We start from the raw sequence: 3781 nt of genomic DNA on the forward strand, positions 1-3781 counted from the left end.
CAGGACGTCCACATAGTCCCCCGGGGAGAGTTGCCCGCTGGCGCCGATCACTTCATCCACGGCGACGGCAAGCGCGCGTTCGTTAGGGCGGATCATTCGCGCCACGGTGCCGCCGGAGTTGAAGCTCTCCTCGGTCAGCCAGGTCCCGGCCGACAGCGGCCGCCACGGGATCTTGCCCACGGCCTGGTCGAGGCTGGTGAGGCTGCCGGCGGGAACCGTGCGCAGTTTTTCCAGGGTCAGGTCGGCGGCGGTGAGCGCAACAAAAGGTGCGACGTCATGGGCCAGCACCACCACGGGTTGGCGTGTCTGGTCTTCGGCTACGGGTTGCACGACTTCAGGCGTTTGGGGCACGGGCGGTGCGACAGGGGCAGGGCGGCTGAGTACCAGGCCCCAGTAGCCTGCAATCAGTGCACCTACCAACAGCAGCCCGGCGAGGATCAAGCTAATCCGACTGTTCATGAAGGCTCTCCCTTTCCTGCTGCATCCACTGCTGTTCCCACTAATGCTTGCGTATCCGGATCGCTTCAAGCTTCTAACTATTTCGCTATTTGAAGGTAGTTCAGCTAAGACAAAACGCCATTACCGGGCGAAAAATATCTCCAGAAACCTCTGCGAAAGTGGGATTTTTGGCGTCAGCCGGCCGACTAATACTTTGTGATTAATCAGTTCTTACAGTTGTTGGTCTGGGGTTTGTTGACAATGCTCTAGTGGCACACCGAAATCATTTTTGTGATGCCGCGATACCAGCGCCGTGGGCGCAAAGGAGAAGTCATTATGTTCCTTGATCTTATTCGCATGGGTTTCATCAAAGTCCAGATTTTTTTCTATTCCAAAGAGGGCGCATCGGGTATCGAATACGCACTGGTTGCGGCGATGGTCGCTGTGGCGCTGGCTGCTTTTATTACACCTATCCGGACGGCCATAACCGGCGTCTTCAACTCGATACAGGCCGGCATTCATACCTGACCCCGGTACTCGCCTAAACGTGCAGGTTCCGCTGAATGATCTATTGCGTATCAGGCATTTCCACATGAACTCCTCTTCGGCTCCCCGGCAACAAATCCTTTTGGTGGATGACGAAGAGGACGCCCTTATTGAACTGGCCGAGTCGCTGGAGAATGAAGGCTTTGTCTGTTTTACCGCGACCTCGGTCACCTTTGCCTTGCAGGAGCTGACCCTGCACCCCGATATCGCACTGGTGATTACCGACCTGCGCATGCCCGAGGAAAGTGGTATTTCCTTGATCAAGCGTCTGCGCGAACACACCGCTCGCCAGCACTTGCCGGTGATCGTCATGTCCGGCCACGCCGAGATGGATGATGTCAGTGACATGCTGCGCCTGCAGGTACTGGACCTGTTTCGCAAGCCGATCTACCTGGTGCGCTTGATCGACACCCTCAACAACCTCTTCCCCATCCCCAAGATCAGATTGATGTAGGAGCGAGCTTGTGTGGGAGCGGGCTTGCTCGCGAAAAACGTCAACGATAACGAGGGCAGTCTGGTTCCCCGCGTTGTCTGGACGTTCTTCGCGAGCAAGCTCGCTCCCACAGGGTTCAGAGTTGGTAGCTGAAACTCAGCGTATACCGTGGCCGCCGATTGAAGCTGTCCAGGGCGATATCCGACATTGGCTTGGCCGCTTCCAGCGCGATGTTGTAGTACTTGTTATCCCCGAAGCGCAGGCCCACCGCCGCTGACGACATGTTGTTGCCCTTGACCGGCAGTTCGTTGAACCAGGTCTTGGCCTTGTCGAGCACCACGTACGGCTGCAGGATTTTTACCCACTCACCGCTGCGGTTGAAGCTGTAGTTGACCTCATACGCCACGCCCCAGCCCTTGTCGCCCGAGCCCTGGTCATCCGGGTAACCACGCCCGAAACTCTGCCCGCCGAACGTCGCGCGTTCGCTGTCGGGCAGGGTGTCGTTGCTCCAGTAGAAGGCACCCGATGCCACGCCTTGCCAGTGGTCGAAGAACTTGTTGCTTTGTACCCCCGACAGACGCAGGCGGAAGAATTCCAGGTCCGGCTGCGTGCCTTCGATATCGCTGTGGGTACGTGCACCCAGGCCGTTGATTCCCTGGTAGAGCCCGGCGCTGAGAATCCGCAGTTGGCGGTCGTCGGACTTGCGCCAGTCGCCCTCGAACGCGAGGGCTCGCAGGTCGGTTTCCACATCGAAGCGCAGCGGGTAGCCCACGAGTTGATAGCGGGTAGTTTGGTCCACGGCGTAAAGGCGCGTGCCGAGGGTCAATGACTCGGTGGGGGAGGCGATCAAGGGGTGGGACAGGCCGATGGAGTAGCGGTCGATCGCCTGGTGCGGCTTGAGTTCGAAGCCACCGTCCAGTTGCACATTGCTGTTGGGGTCGGCTCGATAACGTTCTGCGTTGAGCACCAACTGGCTGCCTTCGGCATTGATGAACTGGCTGTAGCCCAGGCGGTAGTAATGCTCGTCGTCCTTGCCTGGCGGGAACAGGCCGCTGAGGCTCAGTTGCTCGCCCATCGAGGTCTGGGAGTTACTGGTGGCAGCCAGCAGCGCCTGCGTGCCGCTACGGTTGTCTTCGTCCAGGCTCATGCTGGTGGTGAATGGCTTGCGGCTGGCCTGGATCTGCATGTGCGTGCCGCCATCGGTGGTGCCCGGTGGCGGTACTTGTGCCTGCAGTGTCACACCCGGGATACGCCCCATCAGCGTGGTGTAGCGCTCGAAGGTCTTGCGGGTCAGCGGGCGTTCACCCAGCAGCTTGGCCGCCAGCTTGTCGACGTAGGCCGAGACTGAACCGATGTCGCCCTTCAGGTTGTAATCCTTGATGTAACCCTCCACCAGCACCACATGCACCAGGCCGTTTTCGAAGCGCTGGTCGGGCAGGTAGGCGTAGGACAACAGGTAGCCGTCCTGCTGGTAGCGGCGGGTGATGCCGCGGGTGGCTTCGATCAGTTGGGCGAGGGTGGTTTCGTGGCCAATCAACGGCTCGAAAACCTTGGCCACGTCCTGGAGCGGGTAGATAGTTCCCCCGTCGATTTGCAGCTTGCGGATGGTCACTTTGGTGTCCATCAACAACGGTTGGTTCTGGGTGGCGGCCGGCTCGGGCAACTGGGTCTGTGGCGTGACCGGGCGATAGGCGTCGGCGGGGAGGTTGGGCACCGGCAGGTTGCGAATAGTGTCGTTGCTGTTGAGGAAACTGGGCAGTGTCTCGGCGTGGACACTGGCGGCAATCAGGGTGAGTAGAAACAAAGGCGTCAAGGCGCGCATAGGACACTCCATGGTCAAACTGCAGCAGCGTTTCGCGGATTCCCGCCGGGCTCTGGGGCGCGTTTCGGGAGGGCCTTTCACTGGCCAATAAAAAAGACGAGAGACTCATTGGAATCTCTCGTCTCAACCAAGCGTAGGCGCTGGAGGGGAGGCCGTCTAATGGCCAGGTGCAATTCTATTTTTTGCCGGTCAGCCCGCCGAGCAAGCCGCCCAGGCCACCACCGGTGTTTGCGTTTGCAGTGCCTCCGGCGGAGGCGCTGGCTCCCACGTTCAAGCCGCCGAGCAGGCCGCCACCGCTACTGCTGGTACCTCCGGTGACCAAGCCACCCACCGAGCCGACAGTATTACCCACTGCATTCAGGGTACCGCCTACGGCGTTGGTGATCGGGTTGGCATTGGCTGCCGTCAGGTTGGTGCCCAGACCGCTGACTGCGCCGCCGACTTGGGTCACCAGGCCGTTCACCGGTGCGCCGATACCCGTGCTGGTACCGATGTTTTGGGTCAGCCCGGCAACGCCCGTAGTCACTGGGTTCAGTGCGGCG

General features: G+C 60.1%; 5 protein-coding genes. 2 read left to right on the top strand and 3 right to left on the bottom strand.

All coding sequences use genetic code 11. The features are described 5' to 3' along the window. On the bottom strand, positions 1–459 hold a 459-nt coding region (gene cpaB / locus HX846_RS28095; RefSeq protein ID WP_178966538.1), incomplete at its 3' end, for a Flp pilus assembly protein CpaB. 315 nt (positions 460–774) lie between these two features. On the opposite strand from cpaB, the gene HX846_RS28100 reads away from it, so the two are divergent. Further along, entirely contained in the window at positions 775–966 is a 192-nt protein-coding gene (locus tag HX846_RS28100) for a Flp family type IVb pilin (RefSeq protein ID WP_008438993.1), read from the top strand. 64 nt (positions 967–1030) lie between these two features. Further along, positions 1031–1438: a response regulator gene (locus tag HX846_RS28105; protein ID WP_003212897.1), complete on the top strand. Its 408-nt coding sequence runs from the start codon at positions 1031–1033 to the stop codon at positions 1436–1438. 115 nt (positions 1439–1553) lie between these two features. Here the strand turns inward: HX846_RS28105 and HX846_RS28110 are convergent, their stop codons facing one another. Both HX846_RS28110 and HX846_RS28115 read right to left on the bottom strand, forming a co-directional pair. Further along, positions 1554–3239 carry a ShlB/FhaC/HecB family hemolysin secretion/activation protein gene (locus HX846_RS28110; protein ID WP_177022459.1) on the bottom strand — a complete coding sequence of 562 codons (1686 nt, stop codon included), beginning with the start codon at positions 3237–3239 and terminating at the stop codon, positions 1554–1556. A 175-nt stretch (positions 3240–3414) separates the two neighbouring features. Beyond that, positions 3415–3781 (bottom strand): collagen-like triple helix repeat-containing protein (locus HX846_RS28115; protein WP_178966539.1); only part of this gene is annotated, 367 nt, incomplete at its 5' end.

The organism is Pseudomonas sp. K5002, from assembly GCF_013386655.1.
Taxonomy (GTDB): Bacteria; Pseudomonadota; Gammaproteobacteria; order Pseudomonadales; family Pseudomonadaceae; genus Aquipseudomonas.

Excerpts from the sequence above, each read along its gene's own strand:
- HX846_RS28100 (WP_008438993.1), top strand. The coding sequence starts at position 775 with ATGTTCCTTGATCTTATTCGCATGGGTTTCATCAAAGTCCAGATTTTT.
- HX846_RS28110 (WP_177022459.1), bottom strand. The coding sequence starts at position 3,239 with ATGCGCGCCTTGACGCCTTTGTTTCTACTCACCCTGATTGCCGCCAGT.
- HX846_RS28105 (WP_003212897.1), top strand. The coding sequence starts at position 1,031 with ATGAACTCCTCTTCGGCTCCCCGGCAACAAATCCTTTTGGTGGATGAC.